Origin of the sequence: Oceanobacillus polygoni (assembly GCF_008304605.1) — a bacterium.
Classification (GTDB): Bacteria; Bacillota; Bacilli; order Bacillales; family Amphibacillaceae; genus Oceanobacillus; species Oceanobacillus polygoni.
Genome location: NZ_PIJY01000041.1, coordinates 112,537 through 114,768, shown reverse-complemented (window position 1 = coordinate 114,768; position 2,232 = coordinate 112,537). Strand labels below are relative to the sequence as shown.

Annotated in this window: 3 protein-coding genes; all 3 read left to right on the top strand. The window is 33.1% G+C overall.

Going from position 1 to position 2,232, the window contains the following annotated elements:
* Positions 1-194 precede the first annotated feature (194 nt).
* Positions 195-836 (top strand): 3-hexulose-6-phosphate synthase, encoded by a 642-nt coding sequence (gene hxlA, locus F1560_RS18600; RefSeq protein WP_149476137.1) that lies wholly within the window; start codon positions 195-197, stop codon positions 834-836.
* Positions 837-929: 93 nt separating this feature from the next.
* Positions 930-1,349 (top strand): cupin domain-containing protein, encoded by a 420-nt coding sequence (locus tag F1560_RS18595; protein ID WP_149476136.1) that lies wholly within the window; start codon positions 930-932, stop codon positions 1,347-1,349.
* A 565-nt stretch (positions 1,350-1,914) separates the two neighbouring features.
* The coding region (locus tag F1560_RS18590; protein ID WP_187773774.1) for an orotidine 5'-phosphate decarboxylase / HUMPS family protein at positions 1,915-2,232 on the top strand (318 nt) is incomplete at its 3' end.

Sequence of the window (2,232 nt, the reverse complement as noted above, 5' to 3'; positions counted from 1 at the left end):
TAAAAAAAGTAGTTTTGATTATCGGTATTTCGATAATCAAAACTACTTTTTCGTTATAATAAATAACCTAATAGTATAGATTTAAACACTATATGAAATAAAAGTGCGTACTTTTATTTCAGAATGTTCTATCCTATAATCGCTGTAAGCACCATAATATATTTTATAAATTTACTGAAAGGGAGGAAAAATTTATGGAATTACAATTGGCATTGGATTTAGTTAACATCCCGGAAGCGAAAAAAATTGTAGAAGAGGTACAGGATCATATTGACATCGTAGAAATAGGTACACCAGTTGTTAAAATTGAGGGATTAAAGGCTGTAAAAGAAATTAAAGAAGCTTTTCCTCATTTACAAGTACTAGCAGACACAAAGACAATGGATGCAGCAGGCTACGAGGTGTTGAAGGCGTCTGAGGCTGGTGCTGATATCGTTACTATTTTAGGGGTAGCTGAAGACGCATCAATCAAAGGTGCTGTTGAAGAAGCGAAAAAACAAGGAAAGAAAATCCTTGTAGATTTAATTGCGGTAAAGGATATTAAGAAAAGAGCGAAGGAGCTGGATGCGTTTGGTGTAGACTACATTTGTGTACACACAGGCTATGACTTACAGGCAGAAGGCAAAAACTCCTTTAAAGATCTAGAAACAATTAAAAGTGTAGTGAAGAATGCCAAAACAGCTATTGCAGGTGGCATTAAACTGGAAACGTTGCCAGAAGTATTGAAATCACAACCTGACCTTGTTATTGTTGGTGGCGGTATTGCTAACAAAGATGACAAAAAAGGTGCAGCTGCTGCAATTAAAAATCTAATGAAACAAGAAACACTTGCTTAAATACCTGCTTTTCTTTGGTTATTTAAGATAAGTACCTTAAAATTTATCTGATTTTTTTAAAAAATAAAAAATAAAATAAATGGAGTGAAAAAAATGACAAGCCGTACAGCGACAAAAGACAATTACACTTATTTAAGTCAAAAACCAGGTTTACAATTAATTAAAGATGGATCCTATGAAAAGAAGGAATTAAATGCAGAACTAGGTATCCCTGAAGTAAGAAGTCAAATCATAGAAGCACCCCTAACTACTAACAATGATGCGTTGACATTAGGATTCTTTTCCATGCAAAAGGCTGACAAAGGTTTCGACTATTACTATGATTACCTAGAAATTAAAACAGTAGTTCGTGGAAAATTTGTTGTAAGTGATGAACAAGGGAATAGTTTTGTTGCAACAGAAGGAGATGTTGTAATCATCAATCCTGGTACACGAGTTTTCTTCTCTGAAGAGTCCGATGGTGAAGCTGTGTTTCTAGCACATAGACTACCAGAACCTTCACTTAATTGGTAAGACAGTGTATATAGCACATAGACTGGAAGAACTATCCTTTAATTAATCACGAGTATACTTTTCTAGACCGATTTATGGAGTGGGTTCTTTATAAAAGAGAATAGCCGATAAATTGGACAAGGGTATTGAATGAAGTGATTATAAATAATTAGTGAGTATAAAATTTGAATAGCCTCATAAAGTAGTCTATTACTTTATGAGGTTATACTATTTTAAGAATGTGATAGGGATTTTATAATAGCAATAAAACAAAATTGGCTATTGCAATGAAAGATATTTGGATGAAGATGTAATTATTAATAAATATAGAGTTCGAGAGGTTATCGAATTGTGAGTATCTATTAAAAAACAATAAAACATTTCTTTTTGGTATCATGATTAACTATAAAGAAAGAGAAGCTTTTTTTATATGAAAAGTCTCTTCAAACATATTGTTTATCCTATTAGTATATTTATGTACACTATATGAATTTAAAGTGCGTACTTTTATTACTAAATGTTCTACCCTATAATCATAGTAAGCATTACACCAAATCTATTAATATTCCTGAGAGGAGGAGAATTCATGGAATTACAACTAGCATTGGATTTAGTTAACATACCGGAAGCAAAAAAAATCGTAGATGAGGTACAGGATCATATTGATATCGTAGAAATTGGTACACCAGTTGTAAAGATTGAAGGATTAAGAGCTGTACAGGAAATTAAAGAAGCTTTTCCTCATTTACAAGTACTAGCAGACACAAAGACAATGGATGCAGCAGGGTACGAGGTATTGAAGGCATCTGAGGCTGGTGCTGATATCGTTACTATTTTAGGGGTAGCTGAAGACGCATCGATCAAAGGTGCTGTTGAAGAAGCGAAAAAACAAGGAAAGAAAATT